Below are 24372 nucleotides of genomic sequence, written 5' to 3'. Positions count from 1 at the left end.
GTGATCGCTTTATTGATCGACCGAAGAATTATCTTAAAAATTAAGAAGCCGCGAAATATTGGCCTGGGGTCTAAAAGTAGACCGCTCAAAAGATGCATTCTAAGTTATTGATTTTGTGTCCCATGATCTTTGAGTCTAAAAATAGACCGGACCTTAATAAGCATGATAAAAAAGAAGAAATGTTGCTTATTCGTTAAGTGGGAGTCTACTTATAGACCCACAAAACATTTGAGTTTAAGAAAATGATTAGATAAATTTTAGCCAGTCAGCAGAACAGTTCATGGTCTTACCGTAATTATTTATGGCTGCCATGCTGCACAGTGAAAATTAAGGCACTGGTACAAAAAGAGTGTAACGCTCATCGGCACCCTATTGCCTGAATATAAATGGCAAACAAAGTTAATAAGGAAACAAAGTAATGAAAAAAAGTCTTGTTTTAGTTGCCTTGACCGCAACTGCAGCGCTGTCTATGTCTCACGCTTTTGCTGCCGCTGGCACCGTGAATTTCGTCGGCAATATTCTGGATACTGCCTGTGAAGTCGATGTGGCATCGCAAAACCAGCAGGTCAATCTCGGTAACTTTTATAAAACTGAATTTCCGAGCAGTGGCACAAAAGCGGCTGCAAAGGATTTTAATATCGTACTTAAAAACTGCCCAACCACGGTGACTTCGACCAAAGTACGCTTTGATGGCACCCCCGATCTGACCAACCCTAACCTGCTGGCTATTGATACATCAACCTCCAGTGCGGCGTCAGGGGTGGCGATTAACCTGATGACCGCCGATAAAGTCGACCTGCCTTTGCACGGTGAGAACAGCTATAACTACATACTTAGCAGTACCCAGGACAATACGCTGAAATTCTATGCGCAATATATCTCTACCACGGCATCAGTAACGCCGGGTACGGCCAACTCTGTTGCTAACTTCTCCATTGTATATAACTAATTTTCTTTCAAGAAATGCTGATGGGGTCGATACGGCCCCATATTTCAGAGGTCTAAAATGAATGTTCTTGGCAGTATCTTGCTTACCATCACGATATTGAGTATTGGCGTATCCGTTGCTCAGGCCGGTGTCGTTATTGGTGGTACGCGCGTCATTTTTGATGGTAATAAAAAAGAAGCCTCGATTGGCATAAATAACCCTGATAAAACCCCTTACCTTATCCAGTCGTGGATCGAAACACCTGGGGGGGGTGGCGAAAAGGCGCCTTTTATCATTACGCCACCACTATATCGACTAAATAATGGCCAACAAAACGTCGAGCGCATTGTTGCCACCGGAGCCTTACCTCAGGATAAAGAGAGCTTGTTTTGGCTTAATATAAAAGCCATCCCCTCCGCAGCTAAGGTTGACAATACGTTGCAAATTGCCATTAAAACCAGAATTAAACTTATCTACCGTCCGGCGGCGATGAAAGGCGCCTCCCCTGAAGAACAGGTCGATAAACTACGCTGGCAACGTGTTGGTAATAAGATACAGGTAAACAATCCGACTCAGCATGTCATGAATTTTAACGAGATTTCACTATCAGGTAAAAAATTACCAGATGTCAGTTATGTATTACCCGGCAGTACCGCGATGTTCGATTTACCCTCCGGCGTAACGGGCGGGCCAGTGACATTCAAAATTATTAATGATTATGGCAGTCCCGGGGCAGAACACAAAGCCAGTCTGTAGACCGGCGCAAAGACACTGAGTGGGATTTATGATGATGGCAATGGATTATATAAAAGCACGGTCTCCACGGTTGGCATTATTGATAACCATCGCGCTCTTCGGTAATACACAAAATAGCTATAGTCGCGATTTTTTTAACCCAGAACTGGTTGAACTGGATAATCCAGGGACAGAAAAAGTCGATCTTTCTGGTTTTGAATCTGGCGCGCAAGCCCCCGGGAATTATCATGTCGATGTCGTCCTGGACGATCGGTTAGTCGATACCCGCGATATCAGGTTTGTGTTGCTGAAAGAGCCTGGCGGTGATGATAAATTAGTCCCCTGTTTATCCATTGAGCAATTAGAAAGCTGGGGAGTCAAGACGGGCCTTTTTCCCGCGTTAAAGGGTGAAACATCCTGTGCGAACCTGTCCGCGATTCCCAAGGCTAGTACGGATTTCCAGTTTGCCATGCAACGTCTGGTATTGAGCATTCCGCAAGCGGCACTTTCAGCGCAAGCGCGCGGATCGGTGCCACCGGATCGCTGGGATCAAGGCATTAACGCCGCCCTGCTCAACTACAGTCTGAGTGGGGCGAATAACTGGGCCAAAAATAACAACAGCAGCACCAGCGATAATCAGTATGCCAACCTGCGTCCTGGTCTGAACATTGGCCCCTGGCGGTTAAGAAACTACACCACCTGGTCGCGAGATTCACAGGGTCATGATGCGTGGAAGACGGTTTATACCTATGCTCAACGTACGATAATCCCGTTAAAGTCTCAGCTCACGCTGGGTGACAGCTCTGCCCCGGCAGATGTGTTCGACAGTATGCCTTTCCGGGGAGGACAACTTGCTTCCGATGATGACATGCTGCCCGACTCCCTCAAGGGCTATGCCCCAGTGGTGCGTGGGATCGCCCGGACTAATGCCCAGGTGATAATTCGCCAGAATGGCTATCAGATATACCAGAGCTTTGTGGCACCGGGCGCTTTTGAAATCACGGACATGTATCCTACCGGAGGCGCCGGCGATCTTGATGTCACTATTAAAGAGGCTGATGGCAGCGAGCAGCACTTTAGCGTGCCATTTGCCTCCCTTCCCGTATTACAGCGTGAAGGCCGAATAAAATATGCGTTAACGGGCGGCCAATATCGTTCGTACAACGGCAGCGTGGACAAAACGCCCTTTGCTCAGATGAGCGTTATTCTCGGCTTGCCCTACGGCTTTACGTTTTACGGCGGATTGCAGGAGTCGAGTAAGTACCAGTCGCTCGCCGCGGGCGTCGGTAAAAACATGGGTGACTTTGGCGCTATCTCCAGCGACATCACCCAGGGCTGGTCCACGCCGCAAAATATGCCGAAAACCAGGGGGCAATCATGGCGGGCTCGATACAGTAAAAATTTTGCCGCAACGGGCACCAACTTCGCGATTGCCGGCTACCGCTATTCGACCAGCGGCTACTATGGCATGCAAGAGGTCCTGGATTCTTACGGTGACAGTCATGCGCTTCAGGACCGACGCCGCAACCGTGCTGAGCTGACGCTGAGCCAGGGGCTGGGAGACCGTCTGGGATCGTTGATGCTGAACGCCGCACGTGAAGATTACTGGAACTCAGGTAAGGCGATGGAATCATGGAGCGTTGGGTATAACAACTACTGGCACAGTATTAGTTATGGCCTGACCTGGACTCTGAGTAAGAATGGGGGCGCGGGAACGTACAGCGCACCCCAGAGCGACGATAAAAACCAGATGCTGGCGCTGAATATCAGTATTCCACTGGAAAAACTGTTGTCGCAGACATGGGCAAACTATGGCATGAATGCCAGCAAGAATAACGGTACGACACACAGCGCTGGGTTAAATGGTGTTGCTCTGCCGAATAATGCGCTCAACTGGAATATTCAACAGGGTTACGGCACTCACGACGTGGCCTATACCGGCAACATGAATGGTGATTATCGCGGCACCTATGGTGAAATCACCGCCGGGTACAGCTATGACAAAAATACCGATCGTCTGAACTATGGGATTCAGGGAGGCGTGGTTGCGCATGCCAATGGCGTGACGTTCTCTCAACCATTGGGCGAAACCAACGTGCTGATTGCCGCCCCCGGGGCTGCCGGCGTAGGCATCCAGAATATGACTGGAGCGACAACCGATTATCGCGGATATACGGTTGCCTCTAACTTAATGCCTTATCGCAAAAATGATGTGTCATTAATCACTGAAACATTACCGGCTAACGTTGAGTTAGAACAAACGGTCAAAACCGTGGTCCCTACGCGTGGCGCGATTGTCAGGGCGAACTATCGGGCAAGCGTCGGTGTTCGCATGTTGATGACCTTGACCCAGCGAAACGGCCAGTTAGTGCCGTTTGGCGCAATGGCCAGCATTGAAGGAGCAGAACCAAGCAGCTTTATCGTTGGTGATAGTGGACAGGTGTATTTGACGGGGCTCGATCCCCAGGTAAACCTGATCGTGAAATGGGGAAATCAATCCGCAAACACCTGCAGGGTCTATTACGCGATAAACATGACGAAGCAGAATAACGATGTGATTATCGATAATGCTGTCTGCCGTTAACGTTGAACCAAATTTTTAAATCAGGTGCATAGATATGCGACTTTTCCGATCTGCATTATTAATGCTGGCTTTGTTGTTTCCATTGACGGGCTTCTGTTGTGATTATACTTACATCGGCTCTCCCTATACCGTGGATTATGGCAATATTATTGTTCAGCGCGATGTTCCCGTTGGGCAAGCAATAAGCAATGAGATATATGGTTCCTTAGCACATGCTTATACCTGCGTCACCACCGGCAATGAAGGGTCAAGCTCAGGAATGAAAAGCGCTATTTTACCCTATGTCGCGACGTACGGCGCGCGGCGCGTTTATCAAACCAATGTGCCTGGGGTGGGTATTTCTTTTGGCTTTTACATGAACTCCAAAGCAGGCGCGTCGACGTTTAGCGGCACCGATTATATTGACCGCGGTAACGCTTCAATGTCCAGTTGGTCATCAAACCCTGGAGAACTGGTTATTCACGATTATCAGCCAGTTATACAATTCTGGAAGATTGGTGATATTACCTCTGGCTCAGTAACGGGGCAACTGGCATCGTTTGTCGCCTTTACGATGCAATATCTCGGCGGAGAACAAGCGCCTGAGATTCCCGTGAATGCGGGGGCCGGATCTATTACCCAGGTGGCATGTGCGGTGACAACATCGAATATTGTATTTGAACTGGGTGACGTTTTGGTCACTGAGTTTGGTTCTACGGTGGGATTAACCCCCGCTAATGCGCAGAAAACGCAGAATCTCATTCTGGACTGTGATGCCGGAGCCAATATTAACGTCATGCTCTCCGGCGCACAGAATCCTGACGTCAGTGATAATACCGTGCTGGCGTTAACCGGTCAGGGAAGCGCAGGCGTCGCACAGGGGGTTGGCGTGCAGCTGGTTTATAACAATACCCCTCTAATCCTTGGCAATAATCTTGTTTTGAAGAGAACCAATGGCGGCCAGGAGATGTTCCCGTTAACCGCACGCTACTATCAGACCAATACAACGGTAACCACCGGCATCGCAAATGCGTCCGCAACGCTGAGTCTTACCTATCAATAAAGGCTGTTAAATGAAGATGAATAAACTAATCTTGCTGATGGCATGCGCAATGGTATTACCTGCAATGTCCGCAGACAATGTAGATATCAAAGTCACCGGGCGTATTATCGCTGCGCCCTGCGTCTTTAACGGTGGTAGTGAAAATATGAATGTTGATCTTGGCAATATCCAAGCAACAAACATGTTCACCCCCGGGTCTTCTTCCGATCCGGTTACTTTTCATCTCCTGTTTACCCGCTGTCCGCCGGGCACGCTGAGCGTGACGACCCGTTTTAGCGGAACGCCTGACCCGGAAGCGGGCGTGAATTATTACCAAAACAGCGGCACGGCAACCCGCGTGGCCATTGCGATGTCTGATGCCACAACGGGTCTGTTGATGGGCAGCGGATCCAGCATCACGCAAAATATAGCTGAAGACAGAACGGCGACGATACCGATGAAAGCCATGGTGACCTCCGTGGCGGGAAGGCCGACACCAGGTTCCATTCGCGCCGTCGTCGTTTTAACAATGCAATACAACTGATGGGGCGCTGGCTATAGAGGGTCATAGGCGCGTTAGTCATCATCCCCTTCAGGAAGCTAACAGGGTGAAATAATGTGCTGCGTCTATCATTACCCGAATGCAGGAGCGCTTAATAAATATGTTTCGGTATGGTAAATGGTTAATATTGTAATAAAAGAGTCGGATACCCTCTTCCAATGTGGCCTGACCTTTTTTTTTAGTGATTTCTTTTCCCAACACAATACTACAGTTGATTTCAATTTTAACTTTACGTCAGAAAGCGTTCAGCTAGCAGACGTCATTGTGCTGGCATTATGTCCAGGCGAATGTTTTATTTGCTGCCCTGAACTACAGAAGCGAAAAAAAGGCATTGTGATTGGTTTTGTTGATGATGATATGCGAGCCTCTGCGCTCCCCTCTTGCTTTCAGGATATTATCTTTATCTCTCGCCGGCATTCCGTGAGACAGTTACGTAGAGCAGTACATACGGCCTGGCACCGGCTGCAGCAGACAAATTATCGACAGTCACCCGCGTCATGTTTTGACTGTCAGCCGACCAAATTGTCACCGCAGCAAATCCGCATCATGATCTGTTTATATGAGGGGATGTCGGTAACGCAAATTGCCGATGAGCTTATGATCAGTGAGAAAACGGTCTATGCGCATAAATATATGGTCATGAGTAAATTTAACTTACGCAACGATTATGAGCTAATGCTTCTGCTCAATAAACTGACAAAAAATAACGACTGGCCAAATGGCTTTATAAAAGTTAGCCAGTGATACCAATGCGCTGAGAAGGCAACTGACACAGGGGCGCGAGCCCCTGCATGGTTACCGCCGGCTCATCGCCAGCTTCGCGGCGAATATCAGAAACAGGCAGCCGGTCGTCCGGTCCATCCATTTCACCACGGCCGGTTTTTTCAGGATGCCCGCGGCATAGCGAGTGGCGGTAATCAGCGTTAACGACCACAGCGTCCCAATCAATACATGGATAGTGACCAGCAGAAAGGTCCAACTGACGGGTGAATGCCCGGCGGGGATAAACTGAGGTAAAAACGAAACGTAGAAGACGCCCATTTTGGGATTAAGCACATTCCCCAACATCCCGCGCAGGAACCAGTTACTCGTGGAATTGGATTCGGTCGGGTGGGTGTTAAATTGCTGGCGTGGGCGCAGGAGCAGCTGGATGCCCAGCCAACAAAGGTAGCCCGCGCCGCACCATTTCAATAAGGTGTAAGCCAGTTCAGAAACCGCCAGTAGCGCGCCCAAACCAAAGGCCACCAGCGCGCCCCAGATAAAGCACCCGAGATCGATGCCTAACGCGGCATGCAAGGCTTTGCGTCCCCCTTCCGCGGTCGCCGTGCGCAGGATAAGAGCAGTATCCAGACCTGGCGTCAGGGTAAGCAGCGTGGCAGCGAGAGTGTAAGCAAGAAGTGAATCAGTGACGAGCATTTCCTGTCTCCGAAAGAGACAAGGCTACTGAAGCGTTCCCATTTTTGCAACAAGAATGATGAGCCATTCAACGTGGATGGCGTTCCGCCTGGATAACGGCAAGTCCCCTATGAGGCTCTCTATCCAACGCATACAACAACCGGACCTGTTGCTACCAATGGATCCGGTTGCCATCTGCCAGAGCGGAGAAGGCAACTTAACTGATGCTTGCCCTTTTGGCATTTAAAATTCTGTTCGCGCCATCAACAAACCCTTCACCACCTGGAAATTGACTTATCCAGCGCGGCAATGATGGTATAACTTGCGCTATGTCGTTGATCGTGTTCATTCCCAACGTTTTGCTGTAGTAGCTGAACATGGGGGCGTCATTGAGCGAATCACCACTGTAGAAAACCGATGCCTGTTCATCTGATTCTTCCAGTGCGTAAAAATGCTTTAACACCTTTCTGCTCATGACGAGTTTGTCATACCCCCCTAACCACCCCAGTACCCATAGATTATTAATGGTATAGCTGCATTTATTTTCCGCTAATTCGTCAATGAGCTGTCTGGTCTGCTCATGATTTTTGGGAAGTTTGAAAGCAATACTCGTCAGGCGAAAATCCTGATCGTCAGACACTTCAACCCAGGGGTATTTCTGGCGAATCTTGAGAAGAATGTGGCTGATTTTTTCTCGATTGAGAAGATATTTGTCTTCATGCCAGAAGTACCTGTTAATGCCATGTTCGATGGTATTTCTGGTAAGAAATAATCCTCCATTTTCAGCGATGACTCCATCAACAGGCCACATTCTCGCCATCTGATCGGCCCAGCCGGCAGAGGCCGCCGTTACCGGAATCACCTTAATGCCCGCATGTTGTAGCATTTCCAGACTCTGATAGGTTCTGGCCTGCAGCCTGCCTTTATAAGTCAGCGTTTCATCCATATCAGTTAAAACAAAACGAATATTCTGTAGCTCTTCACTCTTAACGTTATCAATTAAATTCATAATTCCTCCATGCTGGCGATATTAATGGCTTTTTTGATAAACGTTAATATCAATTTAGTATTTGTTATTCTTTATTAACTCGAGAGATTTGAACCTTCTTACTGCACGAAGAAAGTCAGCAGGGGCATTATCTGGCCGAAGATTAATTTATTGTTCCGTACTACTTCGAAGCCTTGTGCTTCCCCGCGCCATCGGCAACCCCTGCTTATCGCTTCAACTCGCCCTGCCACAGCGGGGATGACGCCAGCTGTTGGCATACCGTGTCGATAAATACCCGGGTATGCCGCCATCAAAGCGGTCTCTGCGCGGATGGCCGCGCGTGGACAAGGCGCGATCCTGCTGACTGGCGGCATGTTTGCCACTCAGCCCCACACCATCAGTAACCCTCCCCGGCCGTCGCCAGGCGTCCGGGAGCCATTGCCCGGACGTGTGGAAAAGACATCATCCATCGCTTGCTTTCCCTGTCACCTCGGATCAGGATACGTCGATATTCATGGAGGCTATGTGATGAAATATTTTATCGGTATGGCGGTGACGTTATTGTTCAGCACGCCGGGGCTGGCGGCGGGCGAGCTTGAGATTAACCAGTCTCCCCTGACGCTGGTACTGAGCGATCAGAATCAGGCACGGGTCTCCTCCTGTGCCGATTTCATTGCGCTGCGTAAAGCGGGAGAGACCGTCGACGCGCTGCCCGGACTTTCCGATCCGGATGGCCGTGCGGCGGAAGCGGCGTTATTCTCCTGCTGGCTACAGGCCTACACCATCGATCACACGTTATTCCCCTCTGCCGCGCCGAAACCAACCCTGGCTGACGTGGTTCAGCACTTTCCTGCCAGCGCGGCGTTTATCGTCAGCGATGACGAAAAGCAGGACGTCGCCAAAAACTTTGTGGGGAAAACCATCGCCGATTATACCCCGGACCTGAAAGCAAGGGACGATCGTCTGGAATCAGCGGCCAGCGCCAGCGGCTATGTGCTGGATGAATATTATGCGTTTACCGATAAGCAAGGGCATCAGCTCAACATCGTCGCTCTGGTGGGCTACGCCATCGGCGGTACGGCAAGCGTGAAAAGCTACTATCGCATCAATGACACGCACGCCCGCGTCTGGAGCGTCACCCTGCTCGATGAGAACAGCCCGTTATAAGCGAGGGTTCCCTCTGCGGCGCTACCGCAGAGGGTTTCCCGTTTACCTGGCCAGCCACTGACGCCAGCCGCCCCAGGCGGTGATCTCCGTGGCATCCCCCAGCCCTCCGGCTTCGCAAATAAAGCCTGTCACCCAGCGGCCGTCGGCCAGCTCAATCTGTCCCAGCCCCAGCGGCGCGGGGATGGCGGCCAGCAGCGACCCCACCTCGGCGCTGGGGATCTCCCAGACTTCCACGGCTATCGCGTCCCCCTCTGGCTCGTCACGCACCATCGCCGGGCGCTTGCCATCCGGAAGGGCATACAACCGATAGCGCGGCGCGCTGTGGGTCGCCTGCAGCAGCCTGCCGCCCCGCGCCAGCAATTGACCGTTCAGCGGCTGGCCGGACAGATGTGCGCCGCATACCGCGAGAGCCATCCGATCATGGCCCGCGGGATGTGCAGGCGGCGGGCTTTCCAGCCGCGCGCCGCCAGCCAGCGGCAGCCGCTCCGCGCGCTGGAAGGCGTCGGCCAGGCTCAGCAAATACTGATCGGTAAAGGCCCGGCCAAACAGCGTGACGCCGGAGGGCAATCCGTCAGGCATAAACCCGCACGGCACGCTCACCGCCGCATAGTCCAGCAGGTTCATAAAGTTGGTGTAGTAGCCCAGGTCGGCGTTGCGGGCGATGGGTTCCGCCGCCAGCTCGTCGAGCGTTACCGGGCGCGGAACGGTTGGCGTCAGCACGCAGTCCAGCGTCTCGAGGATGGCATCGCACTGCGCTTTATACCCCTGCAGCTGATACATCGCCTTAAAGGTCGCCGTCGCGTCGATATCAGGCGCTTTCGCCAGCACATCGCGAATGACCGGCAGCACGGCATCCGGCTGCTGCTCAATCAGCGGCCCTGCCACCGCATAGCGTTCAGCAACCCATGGTCCGTCATATAGCAGGCGGGCGGCGGCCAGAAATGGCGCGAAATCGATCGCTACCGGCACGCCGCCGAGCGCCGTCAGCCGCTGCACGGCCTGGGCGAACAGCGCTTCGCTGACGCGGCAGCCGAGGAAGTTAAGCTCCCGCGGGACGCCAAAGCGAAACCCGGCGGACGGCCTGCCGAAGGCCTGACGGCTGTTCCACTGGGGATTGCGGCGGCTGTAGCTATCCTGCTGATCGGATCGGGCAACCAGGGCCAGCAGCTGGCTGGCCTCGTCGGCGGTGGCGCTGAAAAAGGTCACGCAGTCCAGCGTCCGGCAGGCAGGTACCACTCCAGCGGTAGAGATCACCCCTTTCGTCGCTTTCAGCCCCACCAGGTTATTCAGCCCGGCCGGGACGCGACCGCTGCCGGCGGTGTCGGTCCCCAGCGCGAAGCTTGCCACGCCCAGCGCTACCGCCAGCGCGGAGCCGGCGCTGGAGCCGCCGGAGGGATAAGCGGGATGGTACGCGTTGCGGCAGCGGCCATACGGCGAACGGGTCCCGTTCAGGCCGGTGGCAAACTGGTCGAGATTGGTTTTGCCCACCGGCACCGCCCCCAGGGCAATCAGCTGAGCGACAATGGTCGCGCTTTGCGTCGGCCGGTAAGCAAACGCCGGACAGGCAGCGGTGGTGACGATCTCCGCAAGGTCAATATTATCTTTGATCGCGAACGGCACCCCGTACAGCGGGAGCGTCTCTGGCGAATGGCCTTCCAGCGCCGCCAGAAACGGCGCCTGCTCCGCTTCGCTCAGGAGATGAATAAACAGATTAAACTCGGGATTCAGCGCTTCCGCCCGCTGGCGGATCGCCGCCAGCAGGGCGCGCGGGGTGGTGTTGCCGTTACGATAGTTCGCCGCCAGGGTCGCCAGGCGTAAATCAAACGTCTGCTGCATCATGCCTTCTCCTCAAAAATCACTGCCACCCGCTGCCCGGCACGCACCGCGCTGCCTGGCTGCACATTGACTTGCTGAACCCTGCCATCGCATGGCGCCAGCAGCGGGATCTCCATTTTCATCGACTCAAGCACCACCAGCACATCGCCGGCGCGTACCTGGCTGCCGGCCGCGGTCTGCACCTGCCACAGATTGCCGGATACCGGGCTTTCCACCCCCTGTTCCCCCGGCTGCAGCGGCGCATCGCCCGCCTCTTCTGTCGCGCTCTCCTGACTGTCGAAATGAGCCTGGCCGCTGGCGATCCAGCGCTCGCGCTCGTCGTTAAACGCCCGCTGCTGATGGTCGCGAAATGCGCTAATGCTCTGCGCCTCGCGAGCGAGAAACTGCTGGTACTCCGCCAGCCGCAGCGTGCTGTGCTCGATGCGCAGCGGGTAGCGTCCGAGCGGGAAATCGCGGCGAATCTCCAGCAGTTCCTCCGCCGAGACCGGATAGAAACGCAGCTGGTCGAAAAAGCGCAGCAGCCAGGGCTTGCCAGCAAAATCAGCCACCTCGTGATAGCGACTCCACATCTGCAGGGTGCGGCCGACAAACTGATAGCCACCCGGGCCTTCCATGCCGTAAACGCACAGATACGCTCCGCCGATGCCCACCGAGTTTTCCGCCGTCCAGGTTCGCGCCGGGTTGTACTTGGTGGTGACCAGCCGATGGCGCGGATCAAGGGGGGTGGCCACCGGTGCGCCGAGATAAACATCGCCGAGCCCCATCACCAGATAGCTGGCGTCAAACACCGTTTGCCACACCGCCTGCTCATCCGGGAGATCGTTTATCCGGCGAATAAACTCGAGGTTGCTTGGGCACCAGGGGGCGTCCGGGCGGACGGTGGTCATATATTTGTCGATCGCCTTGCGGCAGGCGGGATCGTCCCAGGAGAGCGGGAGATGCACCACCCGTGTAGGCACCTGCAGATCGTCGCTCATGCAGACCGTGGCCCACTCCTCGCGGACCCACGCCAGCAGGGTCTCCAGCGCCAACGTTTCCGGCTGGAAATGCAGCTGCAGGGAGCGGATCCCCGGCGTGATATCAATGATCCCTTCCCGGGCTTGCTCCTCAAGGGCCTGCATCAGGGCATGGATGCGAAAGCGCAGCACCAGATCCAGCTCCGCCTCACCGGCCTCCAGCAGCAGATGGGTATCGCCGGAGAGGCGCGCCACCAGGCGTTTGTCAGCGTCGCCGCAGGTCATCACCACCGGCGAGGTAAGCGGCACAGGCTGCCAGGCAACGTCCTGCGCCTGCAGGGTCGCCAGCTCCGCGCGACGGCCTGCCGCCAGCCGCCGGGCGGTGGGGACGTCCACCGCCACAAAGCGCACTTTATCCCCCGCCTTAAGCTGGCCCAGTTGCCAGAGATCGGCTTCGATCACCGTCACCGGGCAGACGAAGCCCCCGAGGCTTGGGCCGTCCGGCCCGAGGATCACCGGCATATCGCCGGTAAAATCCACCGCCCCCACGGCATAGGGGTTGTCATGAATATTCGACGGATGCAGCCCGGCTTCGCCGCCGCTGTCGCGGGCCCAGACCGGCTTGGGCCCGATCAGGCGCACGCCGGTGCGGCTGGAGTTAAAATGCACCTCCCAGTCGGTGGCAAAAAAGGTCGCCATATACGCCGGGGCAAAGAACTCCGGCGCGCCGTGGGGACCATAGATCACCCGCAGCGTTCGCACTGCCGCAAGCTCAGTGCGCAACCCTGCAGTAAGCGCCGCGCTTTCCGTGGTCTCAGCCGGAGGTGCAAGATGCAGCACGTCGCCGGCGCGCAGCGCCCGTCCGCCGTGGCCGCCAAACTGACCGAGGGTAAAGGTGCTTTTACTGCCCAAATAATCCGGTACCTGAATACCGCCGCGCAGGCAAAGATAGCTTCTGACCCCAGGCCCGCTTATTGCCCCCAGCCTGAGGGTCGCCCCCGCCGGAATAGTGAATACGCAGTCCATCTCCTGGTCGACGCCGTCGAGCGTTACGGCCAGCGGCGCGCCGCAGACCACCGCCTGTACGGCGGTATTAAATTTCAGGGTGGGTCCGCTAAGGGTGATCTCCAGCGCAGCGTCGCCCTCGGCATTGCCCAGCAGACGGTTGCCCAGGCGCAGCGCCCGGTCATCCATCGGTCCCGAGGGCGGTACACCCACCGCCCAGTACCCCAGACGTCCCGGGTAATCCTGGACGCTGGTCTGGGTGCCGGCGCTCAGAACCTCCACGGTATCGGCCCGGTAGCGCAACTGCTCCAGACAGCGGGTCCAGGGTTCGCCGGCAGTAAACGGCGCAAAGCTGAGGATCTGCTGCAGGTACTGGCGGTTGGTTTCGACGCCGTACAGGCGGGTCTCCGCCAGAGCCTGCGCCAGGCCGGCGATCGCCTCATCGCGGCTGGGGCGCCAGACGATAGCTTTCGCCAACAGCGGGTCGAAAAACGGCGGCACCTCACACCCGGCCTCCACCCAGCGATCGATGCGCAGGGTGGCGCCGTCCGCCGATGGAAACGAGACGTCGGTTAACAGTCCAGGAGAAGGCTGAAACTGGCGGCCAGGATCTTCGGCGTAAATTCGCGCCTGAATAGCATGGCCCCGGGGCTGTAGCCCGGCGGCCAGCTCGCTCAGCGGCGGTAAATCCCCTGCCGCCAGGGCGATCATCCAGTGCACCAGGTCCACGCCCCAGACCTGCTCCGTCACGCCGTGCTCCACCTGCAGTCGGGTATTGACCTCGAGGAAATAGAAACGCTGCGCCGCGCTGTCGTAGACAAACTCCACCGTCCCGGCGCTGCGGTAGTTCACTGCTTTTCCAAGGGCAATGGCCGCGCTACACAGCGCCTGCGCCATCCCGTCCGGCAGATTTGGCGCCGGGGTCTCTTCAATCACTTTCTGGTTACGTCGCTGCAGCGAGCAGTCGCGCACGCCGAGGGCGATAACTTCCCCCTTCCCGTCGCCAAAGATTTGCACCTCCAGATGGCGGGCGCGTTCGATATATTTTTCGAGAAACACCCCGGCGTCGCTGAAGTTGTTTTGCCCCAACCGCTGTACCGTGGCAAACGCCTCGCTCAGTTCGCGGGCGTCGCGGCAGACGCGCATGCCAATCCCTCCGCCGCCCGCCGTGCTCTTGAGCATCACCGGGTAGCCCACCGCCTCAGCCGCCCGGCAGGCTTCCTCACTGTCGGCCAGCAGTTCGCTGCCTTCCAGCAGCGGAACGCCCTCCGCCTTCGCCAGGGCGCGGGCGGTATGCTTCAGGCCGAAGGTTCGCAGCTGTTGCGGAGTCGGGCCAACAAACGCCAGTCCCGCCGCCTCACAGGCTTCGGCGAAGGCGGCGTTTTCCGACAGAAAGCCGTAGCCGGGATGGATAGCGCGGGCGCCGCTCTGCAGCGCGGCGGCAATGATCTTCTCTACCATCAGATAGGTTTGCGCTGCCGGCCCCTCGCCAAGGCTGAGCGCCTCATCCGCTTCGCGGACGTGCAGACTGCTCAGGTCGGCTTCGGCGTACACGGCGACGCCCTTCACCTGCATGGCGCGCAGGGTGCGCAGAATGCGGCAGGCAATCGCCCCGCGGTTAGCAATCAGTAAGGTATCAAACATAAGCGGAACTCACTGCGAAGCGGGTCGTCCCGCAACAATTCGTCTTCCCCTGAGGTCGTCCCCGGGAGAGCCGGCGCTTAAAGGTGGCGCGTCGGCGTGTGGTTCAGGCGGTCGGCGCGAACGGCGAACAGCCGAAAGGCCAGCAAACGCCAGCGCTGCCAGCGGGTCAGTTCCATACCAGCACCTCGGCGGGGGTCGGGTTCCAGCCGTTGCAGGGATTGTTGAGCTGCGGGCAGTTGGAGATCAGCACCATGGCGTTACACTCCGCGCGCAGTTCCACGTATTTTCCCGCCGCCGAGATGCCATCCTCGAAGGTCAGACCACCCTCCGGCGTCACCGGCACGTTCATAAAGAAGTTAATGTTGGCGCCGATATCGCGTTTATGCAGACGGCCATCGTGCAGACAGGCGCAGAGAAAATTGTCCCGGCAGCTGTGCATATAGCGCTTGTCGAGAGCGTAGCGCACGGTGTTGCTCTCCTGGGCGCAGGCGCCGCCGAGGGTATCGTGCCGCCCGCAGGTATCGGCCACGATGGTCATCAGCGGATGACCAAGATTGGAATAGAGCACGCTGCCGGCGGTCAGGTAGGCGTTACCCTGGCGGCGCAGCGTGCGCTGCGCATCGTAGCGCTCGCGCGGGTTGTCGGCGTTGTAAAACAGAGTATCAATCGCCTGGTTGCCTTCAAGATCGAGCAGGCGCAGGATTTGCCCTTTTTTTACCTCAAACAGCCACGGCTCCCCGGCGGGGATCACATGGCGATAGACGGCCTCTTCCGGGCGTCGGTTACTGGTGATAAGGGTCATAAACGCCTCCTTACAGGGCAAAAAGTTGGGTATTGCGGAACGCGCGCTGGTTCTCATCGCGGGTCAGGAGCGCCTGGGTGGCTGCGTCTTCATCGTCGGCCTGATACCAGCTCAGCTGCACCGGACGGGGGGCATACTCGGTGGCCGGATCCTGGGGATGCGGCAGCGCGGTGAGCACCAGCAGGACGTCCATCGGGGCATACAGTTCCACGTAATCCCCGGCGCGGCTGTTGCCGGAGACAAAGTGAAAGCGCCCCTCGTCATCGACGGTGACTTTGCTGAAGAAGTTGACCACCATCAGCAGATCTTCCAGACCGAGATCCCATTTCCCCATCTCCACCAGAAGGTTATCGACGCCGTTGCGGTAGAAACCATTGCGTAATTCCTGGTAGCGTCCGGCGCCATATTTGTCGTGCGTCTCTTCGGCGTTAAGGACCCCGCCGAACGGATCGTGCCAGCCGCAGCTGTCGGCGACGATCCCGGCGAGCACCCGGCCCATATCGGAGTAGAAACAGTGCCCGGTGGTCAGACGCGCGGTATGCTGCCCCTTGAGGGTATCCGGCAGGTTAAGGCGCTCACTTTTCTCATGGGGGTTGAGCATCATCATGCTGACGTTCGCCCCGCCGTCGATATCGGTCAGGCGCAGGATCTGCCCTTTGCGCAAAATCAGCGAGGTGTGCGCCCCGCCGGGAAGCTGCTCTTCGCGCAGGCTGGGGGTGGAGTGAAGCAATTCAGTCATCAATTTATCTCCTTAATGCGTAAACGTTGGTGTCGCTACCGGCGGCCAGCTGCGCCATCCGCGCTTCATTGAGCGGGATGTCGTAAGTAATACGCGCTCCCCAGGCGTTGGGCGCCTGCGGGTCGATGCGCACTTTGTCGAACACCAGCAGCCTCGTGCCGAGGTTGAAGCCTTCCGCCAGGTCGTGGGTGACCATAAACACCGTCATGCGCGTTTCGCTCCACAGCTGGAGCAGCAGCGCATGCATATCCTTGCGAATGCCGGGATCCAGCGCGCCGAAGGGCTCGTCCAGCAGCAGCACCCGCGGCTGCATCACGAACGCCTGGGCAATGGCCAGCCGCTGCTGCATCCCGCCCGAGAGCTGCGCCGGGTATTTATCCAGGGCGTGTCCCAGGCCCACTTTCTCCAGCATCCGCTGGGCCTGTTGCCGGGCCTCGCGCTTTCTGCCGCCAAACAGGCGCCCCAGCAGCGGGGACGCCGGCAGCTCCAGACCGATGGCGACGTTATCCAGCACGTTGAGATGCGGAAACACCGAATAGCGCTGGAAGACCACACCACGACTGCGGTCCGGCTCCGCCGCCAGCGGCTGGCCGTCGAGCAGGATGGCACCACGGGTCGGTTTTTCCTGACCGAGCAGCAGGCGCAGAAAGGTCGATTTACCACAGCCGGACGCGCCGACCATCGAGCAAAACTCGCCCTCTTTGACCTGCAGATTGATGCGCTCCAGCACCACGTGGTCGCCGTACTCCTGCCAGATGTTTTTGATGTCGATAAAACTCATCCCCGACCTCCTTCCGCCCACGGGAAACAGGCCTTGTGCAGCTGGCGCAGCGCCAGATCCATCAGCCATGCCAGCAAAGTGATCCAGATGACATAGGGAATAATCACGTCCATCGCCATATAGCGCCGCACCAGGAAAATGCGGTACCCCAGCCCGGCGGTGGCGGAGATGGCCTCGGCGGAGATGAGGAACAGCCATGCCGAGCCCAGCAGCAGGCGCAGGGAGGTGATCAGCCGCGACAGCAGCTGGGGAAGCACCACCCGCAGCACCAGGGTCCAGCTATTGGCGCCGAGGGTCTGCGCCTTAATAAACAGCTCCGCCGGGATCTCCTGCGCCCGCTGCTCCAGGTCGCGCGCCAGCATCGGCGTAATACCGATGACGATCAGCATCACTTTCGACAGCTCATCCAGGCCAAAGACGATAAACAGCACCGGCAGGATCGCCAGCGGCGGGATCATTGACACCACCGTCAGCAGCGGCGACAGCGCCGCGCGGTACATCGGGAAGACGCCGGCGGCGATGCCGATGACGAGGCCGATCAGCGACGAGACGGCCAGGCCCGTCAGCAGACGGCTCAGGCTGATCAGCGTATCGGCCCACAGCAGATACTCGCCGCTGCGTTTGTCCGGGGTGAACGCCATCCGGTCAATGGCTGCCACCATCTGCGACAGGCCTGGCAGCAACTTGTCCTGCGGATTGGCTTCCAGCCGCACCGCCGATCCCATAAACCAGGCGGCGATCAGCACGACAAAAGGCAGCAGCATCAGCGTCAGGCGCATCCCCTTTTGGGGATAACGGTTAATGTGGCGCATGGCGTGGTCTCCCGGCGGCAATCATTAGAGCTGGCCCGCGGCGGCCAGCTTCAGGTAGCTGTCGTCAAAGCGCAGTTTGCGGTTGGCGGCATCGCCGAGGGTGACATTTCCCGGAAAGGTCATGCCGATAAAGTCCGCGCTCTGCGCCCCTTCACCCAGCAGGCCTTTATCGAACGAGAACTGCGCCACTCGCTGCATGGTTTTCGCCAGATCCGGCGAGGAGATAAACGCCAGGGTGTCGGCAGGCGTCCAGAACAGATGGGTGGTTTTCAGCTGCGCCTGGTAGCCGGCAAGATCGGTACCGGCGTCGGCGGCCATAGCGCTCAACGCCTGGCTATCCCCGGCCTTCATTTTGGCCATCATTTCAAACCAGGCACCGGTCAGGGCTTTGCCCAGCGCGGGGTTATCTTTCAGGGTCTGGGTATTCACCACCATCATGTCGATAAGCTCGCCGGGCACCTGCGAGGAGCTAAACACTTCGCTGGTTTGCGGGGTCTTTTTGATAACCGACAGCTGTGGATTCCAGGCCACCGCCGCCCGCACGCCGCTGGTGCCGAAGGCCGAGACGATATCGGCATCGGAGGTATTCACCACCTTGACGTCTTTTTCCTGTAGCCCGGCTTTTTCCAGGCCGCGCACCAGCAGATAGTGGGATACCGACAGCTCCGGGAGATACACCGACATTCCTTTCAGGTCGCTGAGCTTTTTATCCACCCCTTTGAGGACCACCCCATCGTTACCGTCGGAGTAGCTGCCGGTGATCAGCGCCGTACTGTCGACACCGCCCGCCGCCGGGATCGTCAACGCGTCCATGTTGGTCATCGTGCAGCCGTCAAACTGCCCGGCGGTGTACTGGTTGATGGATTCGATGTAATCGTTGAGCTGAACGATATTGATTTTGATGCCGTATTTGCTGGCCCATTTATCAATGATCTTTTCATTGCTGATGGCGCCCCAGGGCATCCAGCCGGCGTAGATGGTCCAGCAGACGTTGAACTCTTTTTTGACGGCGGCAAAGGACGGGACGCTGGTCAGCAGCGTCAGCGACAGGACGAGTGAGCGGAGGAGCGGCGATGTTTTCATGGTGGACCTCTGGTTAGCACGAGAAACGGAGCAGCGCGACACCCAACGGTGCTGCTGTCTCCCGGGCTTTTATCCCGCCGTGTAACCTCGCCGAGGTCGCCAGCTCTCGGACCAGACGTTCACCGCGGTGAACCGGAACCCTAGCCAGCTATTGTGTGATCTGAATTGTCTGTTGCGCTGCTTTCTGCCGATGTTCTTGCAAGCACCATGCCAGGAGCCAGATAGCCGTTCCATCAGCGATTTACCGCCAACCGGGGCATCGCCTCCCAAAAATGGGGAGTAAAAGTGGGGCATTGCATGGCTTTGGTGCAGAGGGAAAGCCAACCGCGTCCTGGCAAACAACCGGCCGTTGGTCATGGGGATGAGTCCTGTAACTAATGATCATTGCGCGGGTAAATGTTTGCCATTACGCCGCTTCGATATTTGGGAAGTAGCAGGGACTTCTCCGCTGCCCCGTCGCCAGGGGGCGTTATCCTTATTTTTCCGCCTGTACGACCCGCCTGACGGTAAAGCATTTAAATGTTGAATACCTACTAACGCTAAATTTCCTGGTTGTGCGTTTTAACGCACGATGATAATATTGCGCCACGTGAAGGAGAGGGGCGGAATGAAATCACCATTCGTTAATCCAGCATGATTAGCCTGTTAAATACAAGTTAAAATCACGCCAATGTTATTTAACACAGAGAGGATCCATGAAAATATTGCTGATGTTACCACCCCTTATTCTGTTAAATGGTTGTGTGGATCTCGGGGATGTAGGCATACATCCGGAAGAAAAAACTTACTATGTTAATCAGGGAAAAAGCCAGGTGGTTGATTGCCTTCATTATGCAGCCACTAAAGAGAAACTATCACTGGAATATGATGACACTCTCCCTGAAAATGTTTATAAGTACAATCTGATAAATACTGAAACCACGGCTGTCGCGTGGGTTGAAATCAGCAAATTCAACAGCAGGCAGACTTCGGTAGAATTTTATTATGCGCCGCATGCGCCGGATATACATCGGTCGGTTACTGCCATTGCTGAACGGTGCACATAATGCGCAGATAAATAGCAACAGAATTAAGCTATCAGAGAACGAATGATGAAAAGATCTCTCCTTTTGCTAATAACAGTGCTGATGATATCTGGCGAGTTACACGCTGATACTGTTTTGTATCAGGATAGCAGTTTTGTCGAGCGATCCCTTTTTTCAGGTGCAGTAAGCAAACCGAAGCACCCTAATAAATTTGCTATGAGTTTTGGCATATGCCAACTGAGAAAAATCATCAGGAGCGTCAGGGATAGCGGAGCAAAAAAGACGCGTAAGGTTGTCCAATAACTGGCCAGTGCATCCCCCTCCCGGCAGACGCACCTCCTCCGCGTAAAACCGAAATACGAGTGACCCTCTTCAGGTGAGCGCGGTGCTTTTCACCACTGGTCTCTGCCTCGCACGCATCCTCATCATTCAGTTGGAATGTTCAGGTAAATAATAAGGTCTCGTAACACCTGACTGACGCCCGGTGTTACGCTAACATCATATAAGGCAGATCATCCACACTCTGGATGGTGGTTATTTTGTTAAGCACTCTTTACCGAAAGCAAGACGAACAAAAGGTATATTCAGTATTTCAGGATCGGCGCTGCTGAATAACACGCTTCCGGTTCGGCTTTCAATGGGTTTGTATTTTTTCAGCATCTCCATTTGAATTCCGGTGCTCATAAATGATTTGCCATTTTTATCATACAAAAAGAAGCACATTTTGTTATCTTTGCCTGGTTCAATGCTTTTATTAGAGTAATTATCAAGCGTAACTTTATAGAATATCAGATACTTCGCCTCGCCGGTAACGCTATCCCATTCACTTCCGGTGGACTCCTTTTGCGCAAAAATCTTGATCCCCGAAAAATAAGGATCATGATTCTTTTTCTCATCAGCCTGCACCATTCCTGAGGCAGCGATAGCTACAGCCAGCGCAATACCTTTCGTAATATAGTTATGCATTTCAACCTCATTAAATTCACTATTAAGCATGCGCTACCATAGATCATGATATTGGTATTATCAATGATATTATCCATGTTCACTCACTGATCAAAATTCAGCCTGCAAATATATTTAAACCTATAAATCAGCACATTGAGAAAATAACCATTAAAACAATTCTAATTTGAATTTAAAAAATTGTTACCAGTAACTTGTTGTTCACTTTTTTCTGCGTCATGTTTATGCACGGTTTATCTTTACTTTACCAGGATGCTATTTAAAGCCGTTCGCACCGGCCAGGTTAGCGCCCCCAGTATCCATGGCGTGAATATCATCAGCGATCCTGAACAGGATAAGCAGGAGAGTTCCTGTCCCCCGCTTGAATGCCATGTCTATTTTTCCATCAGACCTACCATCGACCTGGTGCCAGTCAGCAAGTGAAGCGCACAGCGATGACCCATTTGCACCGACTCAGTGCCGGCTGTTCACCATACTGAAGCCCATCAAATCCCGCATCGCCATGTTAACTGCATGTATATAAAGCACTATTTTAACTGGCACGTTTAATGCTGTGCGCTTGTATACCGCGATGTGGACAAGATCGTATGCCGTATGGCCACAACACGTCGTCACTCTGCGGTCGCCACCTTCCCCTTTCCGTGAGGCATCCAGGGTGAATGCGTTTCACGGAAGTCTGCTAACTGAAAACGGAGAACAACATGACGACACTCAGCGAACCGTTGGTTACCCCGAAATATGACAAATGGCGCCAGCTGGTGCTGGGCTTGATCTGTATGGCCGCCATCTCCAGCCCGCAATATGTCTGGACGCTGCTGACGAAACCCCTGGCCGCCAGGCTGGGCGTCGGTCTGCCCGAGCTGCAGGTCACCTTCTCGCTGTTGATCATCCTCCAGACCTTCTTTTCGCCCTTTCAGGGGCGGTTAGTGGAAAAATTTGGCCCACGGCGGCTGATCGCTATCGGCACGGTGATGGCCGGAATGAGCTGGGTGCTTTCTGCGCAGGTGAAGGGCCTGGCGACGCTGTGGCTGGTTTATGGCTGCATGGGCGGCCTCGGGACCGGGATCGTCTATATCGGCGTTGTCGGCCTGATGGTTAAATGGTTCCCAAGGCAGCGGGGTTTTGCCGCCGGCGCGGTGGCGGCGGGCTACGGGATGGGGGCGATCATAACCACTTTCCCCATCTCCCTGTCGCTGACCACTAACGGCCTTGAACACACGCTGACAACTTTCGGGATCCTTTTCGCCCTCGTCGGCTTCCTCGCCAGTCAGGGGCTGAAGCTGCCGCCGCCTGCTGTCTTCCTGCCCGTCAGCCAGACGGTGGCGCAGAGCAGCAGATCGTTTACCTCCCGGGAAATGCTGCGCCAGCCGCTGTTCTGGCTGATGTTTGCCATGATGGCAATGATGTCGACTTCCGGGCTGATGGTCACCTCGCAGATGGCGGTGTTCGCCGAGGACTTCGGCATTAGCCAGGCGGTGGTGTTTGGCATGGCGGCGCTGCCGCTGGCGTTAACGATAGACCGCTTCACCAACGGCTTAACCCGGCCGCTGTTTGGTTTTATTTCCGACCGCTTCGGCCGCGAGCAAACCATGTTTATCGCCTTTGCGCTGTAGGGAGTGGCGATGACGCTCTGGCTGGCGTGCCGGGAAGATCCGCTGCTGTTTGTCCTGCTCTCCGGGGTGGTGTTCTTTGGCTGGGGGGAGATCTTCTCGCTCTTTCCGTCGACGCTCACTGATACCTTTGGCAGCGAAAATGCCGCCAGCAACTATGGCTGGCTGTATATTTCGCAGGGCATCGGGTCCATCTTCGGCGGCCCGCTGGCGGCGCTGCTCTATCAGTACACCCACGGCTGGCATGTGGTTTTCAGCTGCGCGATTGGTCTGGATTTTATCACCGCCGCCCTCGCGCTGTGGGTGCTAAAACCGTGGCGCGCGCGCTTTATCCGCCAGCATAGCTGATCGCCCGGCCGGACAGAAGTGACGGCCATGCCGTCACTTCACTGATATTCGCTGCGCAGCAGCGCGTACAGATACTCATCGCCCCACTCGCCTTTAAAAAAGATATTCTGCCGGTAATGCGCCTCGCGACGAAAGCCCAGCCCTTCGAGGAGTTTGATCGCCCCGGTATTGCGAGTGTCTACCACCGCTATCAGCCGGTGATGGGCTAACTGCTCAAAGAGTAAGGCTATCACCGCCCGCATGGCTTCCCGGGCATACCCCTGATGCTGATATGCCGGGGAAAAGGTCATCCCCAGCTCGGCCTGTCTGCCCTGATCGAAAAAGTGGATCCCCACATCTCCCGCCAGCGCACCGTTGGCCTGGATCGCTACGGCAAGCTGGAACCAGCTTTCATCCTCAGCAAAGGCCAGCGAACGCTGTTGTTCATAGAAGGCTGTCGCCTCTGCCATGCTGTAGTGGGTCCAGCTCTGAAAGCGGGCCACCTCCGGCAGGTTGCGATAATGGCTGAAAGACGGCAGATCTTCCGTTCTGAACCGGCGCAGCAGCAGCCGGGGCGTGGTCAGGGGTAACATCATCTCTTCTCTTCTTCCTGGTGAGACGGGCAATCGCGCGCCATCTTAACCTGCGTAGCCTGGCGCTGCCAGGCTCATGGCGGAGCCTCATCCCAGCGATAGATTTGAGTAGTGGCCAGCGCCAGCATGGCGAAATCTTCCGGCGTATCGCCGTAGGCGAAGATCTCCTCGTAATCGGCCAGGGAGTAGTTCGCCAGGATACGCGCTTTTTTGGCCAGACCGCTGCAGTCTCCACCCTGATACTTTCCGGTCGCTGCCCCGTTTTGGAATTCCACTTCGCTGCACAGCAGCTCAAGATTATGCTGCTGGCACCACGGTCGAAGATAGACATCCAGCGAGGCTGAAACCACCACCACGGTGTCCCCTCGCGCCTGATGCCAGGCTATGCGCTGCATCGCGTTCTCCCGCAGTGTATGGGGAATAAATACCTGGCTATGATCGTTCCCGCGCTGCAGAATCTCAGGTTGCGATTTCCCGGCAAAAGCATAATGAAATACTTTTTGCCGGATGGCAGAGGCGGAAAGCCAGCCCATTTTCCAGGCGAGAATATACGGCAACAGCCGCAATTTGCCCTGACGAATGGCTTTCGCATCGAGGGACTGATAAATAAAAGGGGTAAACGTATCTTCGTGGGTGATCGTGCCATCGAAGTCAAAAAAGGCAATGTTCTTCTTCATCCTTGTAACCTTATACAGACACACCGGCGCCGCTAAGGTGCGGCTGATTTACTTTTTTCCGCCTGGCGGCAATATCCGGCATAATGCACCGCTGTCGCAGGACGGCCGTGTCTCCGGCCGTCGTGACAGCGAACCA

20 protein-coding genes, 1 pseudogene and 1 riboswitch are annotated in these 24372 nt (G+C 55.8%); of the genes and pseudogenes, 9 read left to right on the top strand and 12 right to left on the bottom strand.

The features are described from left to right. The first annotated feature begins 418 nt into the window (after positions 1 to 418). The 6 genes from ABLV64_RS02865 to ABLV64_RS02840 all read left to right on the top strand — a co-directional run bounded on the left by ABLV64_RS02865 (position 419) and on the right by ABLV64_RS02840 (position 6574). Positions 419 to 949, top strand: a complete 531-nt coding sequence (locus tag ABLV64_RS02865; protein WP_064183388.1) for a fimbrial protein — start codon at positions 419 to 421, stop codon at positions 947 to 949. Between the two features lie 57 nt (positions 950 to 1006). Continuing rightward, entirely contained in the window at positions 1007 to 1684 is a 678-nt protein-coding gene (locus ABLV64_RS02860; RefSeq protein WP_032456061.1) for a molecular chaperone, read from the top strand. Positions 1685 to 1712: 28 nt separating this feature from the next. After that, complete coding sequence (locus ABLV64_RS02855; RefSeq protein ID WP_099441811.1) at positions 1713 to 4247, top strand: fimbria/pilus outer membrane usher protein; 2535 nt, start codon at positions 1713 to 1715, stop codon at positions 4245 to 4247. A 34-nt stretch (positions 4248 to 4281) separates the two neighbouring features. Further along, complete coding sequence (locus ABLV64_RS02850) at positions 4282 to 5289, top strand: fimbrial protein (RefSeq protein ID WP_032456062.1); 1008 nt, start codon at positions 4282 to 4284, stop codon at positions 5287 to 5289. Between the two features lie 10 nt (positions 5290 to 5299). Beyond that, a complete protein-coding gene (locus ABLV64_RS02845) occupies positions 5300 to 5812 on the top strand; it encodes a fimbrial protein (RefSeq protein WP_032456063.1) in 513 nt (170 codons plus the stop codon). 135 nt (positions 5813 to 5947) lie between these two features. Beyond that, positions 5948 to 6574 carry a LuxR C-terminal-related transcriptional regulator gene (locus ABLV64_RS02840; RefSeq protein ID WP_032456064.1) on the top strand — a complete coding sequence of 209 codons (627 nt, stop codon included), beginning with the start codon at positions 5948 to 5950 and terminating at the stop codon, positions 6572 to 6574. 51 nt (positions 6575 to 6625) lie between these two features. Here ABLV64_RS02840 and ABLV64_RS02835 read toward each other — a convergent pair whose 3' ends face one another. Then, complete coding sequence (locus tag ABLV64_RS02835) at positions 6626 to 7246, bottom strand: LysE family translocator (RefSeq protein ID WP_064189632.1); 621 nt, start codon at positions 7244 to 7246, stop codon at positions 6626 to 6628. A gap of 196 nt (positions 7247 to 7442) precedes the next feature. Further along, positions 7443 to 8234: an HAD-IIB family hydrolase gene (locus tag ABLV64_RS02830; protein WP_053810378.1), complete on the bottom strand. Its 792-nt coding sequence runs from the start codon at positions 8232 to 8234 to the stop codon at positions 7443 to 7445. A 507-nt stretch (positions 8235 to 8741) separates the two neighbouring features. Here ABLV64_RS02830 and ABLV64_RS02825 point away from each other — a divergent pair. Then, positions 8742 to 9380 (top strand): hypothetical protein, encoded by a 639-nt coding sequence (locus ABLV64_RS02825; protein WP_065802333.1) that lies wholly within the window; start codon positions 8742 to 8744, stop codon positions 9378 to 9380. Positions 9381 to 9422: 42 nt separating this feature from the next. Here ABLV64_RS02825 and atzF read toward each other — a convergent pair whose 3' ends face one another. From atzF to ABLV64_RS02790, 7 genes are all read right to left on the bottom strand, one after another. Next, a complete protein-coding gene (atzF, locus tag ABLV64_RS02820) occupies positions 9423 to 11219 on the bottom strand; it encodes an allophanate hydrolase (RefSeq protein WP_117263126.1) in 1797 nt (598 codons plus the stop codon). Beyond that, a complete protein-coding gene (uca, locus tag ABLV64_RS02815) occupies positions 11216 to 14821 on the bottom strand; it encodes an urea carboxylase (RefSeq protein ID WP_348842948.1) in 3606 nt (1201 codons plus the stop codon). Before uca ends, atzF begins: the two co-directional genes overlap by 4 nt. Before the next feature lie 166 nt (positions 14822 to 14987). Continuing rightward, a complete protein-coding gene (locus ABLV64_RS02810) occupies positions 14988 to 15623 on the bottom strand; it encodes an urea amidolyase associated protein UAAP2 (RefSeq protein WP_065905139.1) in 636 nt (211 codons plus the stop codon). 10 nt (positions 15624 to 15633) lie between these two features. Beyond that, complete coding sequence (locus ABLV64_RS02805; protein WP_065905137.1) at positions 15634 to 16362, bottom strand: urea amidolyase associated protein UAAP1; 729 nt, start codon at positions 16360 to 16362, stop codon at positions 15634 to 15636. Positions 16363 to 16366: 4 nt separating this feature from the next. Beyond that, the gene (locus ABLV64_RS02800) at positions 16367 to 17143 is read right to left on the bottom strand and encodes an ABC transporter ATP-binding protein (RefSeq protein ID WP_004205863.1); all 777 of its coding nucleotides are present in this window, start codon (positions 17141 to 17143) and stop codon (positions 16367 to 16369) included. Further along, positions 17140 to 17955, bottom strand: coding sequence for an ABC transporter permease (locus tag ABLV64_RS02795; RefSeq protein WP_043519578.1), 816 nt, complete (start codon positions 17953 to 17955; stop codon positions 17140 to 17142). The genes ABLV64_RS02800 and ABLV64_RS02795 overlap by 4 nt, the downstream gene beginning before the upstream one ends. A gap of 24 nt (positions 17956 to 17979) precedes the next feature. After that, a complete protein-coding gene (locus ABLV64_RS02790; protein WP_023318281.1) occupies positions 17980 to 19038 on the bottom strand; it encodes a putative urea ABC transporter substrate-binding protein in 1059 nt (352 codons plus the stop codon). A gap of 56 nt (positions 19039 to 19094) precedes the next feature. Further along, positions 19095 to 19193, bottom strand: a riboswitch (guanidine-I (ykkC/yxkD leader). Between the two features lie 540 nt (positions 19194 to 19733). Here ABLV64_RS02790 and ABLV64_RS02785 point away from each other — a divergent pair. Further along, positions 19734 to 20084 (top strand): hypothetical protein, encoded by a 351-nt coding sequence (locus ABLV64_RS02785; protein ID WP_064183385.1) that lies wholly within the window; start codon positions 19734 to 19736, stop codon positions 20082 to 20084. Between the two features lie 513 nt (positions 20085 to 20597). Here ABLV64_RS02785 and ABLV64_RS02780 read toward each other — a convergent pair. Beyond that, the gene (locus tag ABLV64_RS02780; RefSeq protein WP_017900286.1) at positions 20598 to 21029 is read right to left on the bottom strand and encodes a DUF4354 family protein; all 432 of its coding nucleotides are present in this window, start codon (positions 21027 to 21029) and stop codon (positions 20598 to 20600) included. Between the two features lie 701 nt (positions 21030 to 21730). Here ABLV64_RS02780 and oxlT point away from each other — a divergent pair. Then, positions 21731 to 22987: pseudogene (gene oxlT / locus ABLV64_RS02775) on the top strand (oxalate/formate MFS antiporter). Between the two features lie 38 nt (positions 22988 to 23025). Here oxlT and ABLV64_RS02770 read toward each other — a convergent pair. Together ABLV64_RS02770 and ABLV64_RS02765 are read right to left on the bottom strand one after the other, a co-directional pair. Beyond that, positions 23026 to 23562 carry a GNAT family protein gene (locus ABLV64_RS02770; RefSeq protein WP_017900284.1) on the bottom strand — a complete coding sequence of 179 codons (537 nt, stop codon included), beginning with the start codon at positions 23560 to 23562 and terminating at the stop codon, positions 23026 to 23028. A gap of 71 nt (positions 23563 to 23633) precedes the next feature. Beyond that, complete coding sequence (locus ABLV64_RS02765; protein WP_023318284.1) at positions 23634 to 24236, bottom strand: HAD-IB family hydrolase; 603 nt, start codon at positions 24234 to 24236, stop codon at positions 23634 to 23636. Positions 24237 to 24372: the final 136 nt, after the last annotated feature.

Source organism: Klebsiella sp. JB_Kp031, assembly GCF_040064295.1.
Taxonomy (GTDB): domain Bacteria; phylum Pseudomonadota; class Gammaproteobacteria; order Enterobacterales; family Enterobacteriaceae; genus Klebsiella; species Klebsiella quasipneumoniae.
This window is presented reverse-complemented; position numbering and strand designations above follow the sequence as displayed.